At 47.5% G+C, this 223-nt stretch carries 1 protein-coding gene; it reads left to right on the top strand.

What is annotated here, in order from left to right; genetic code table 11:
• The coding region (locus AAC854_RS23765; RefSeq protein ID WP_340619200.1) for a hypothetical protein at window positions 1-223 on the top strand (223 nt) is incomplete at both ends.

The following is a 223-nucleotide window of genomic DNA, read 5'->3' as shown; positions in this document are numbered from 1 at the left end:
AAAAGGCGATAAACCATTTGGTTTTACTAATCTTTCTGATGCCATTCACGCCGACGACTTTGTGTTTGACAACAAACCGCCTTTTGAGGCAACGGACCAAAAGCCCGTCATAGTGACGGCGACCGTGTTCGATACCGATGGCAACCCCATCAATAAAAAAATGGAGATGGACTTAGAGTGGAATACCGAGCCTGCTAACCTGCCGGGATTGACGATTAAGCCC

The organism is Xenorhabdus entomophaga, from assembly GCF_037996725.1.
Classification (GTDB): domain Bacteria; phylum Pseudomonadota; class Gammaproteobacteria; order Enterobacterales; family Enterobacteriaceae; genus Xenorhabdus; species Xenorhabdus khoisanae.
The sequence above is the reverse complement of the archived record's forward strand: the minus strand, read 5'-3'. Positions and strand labels throughout refer to the sequence as shown.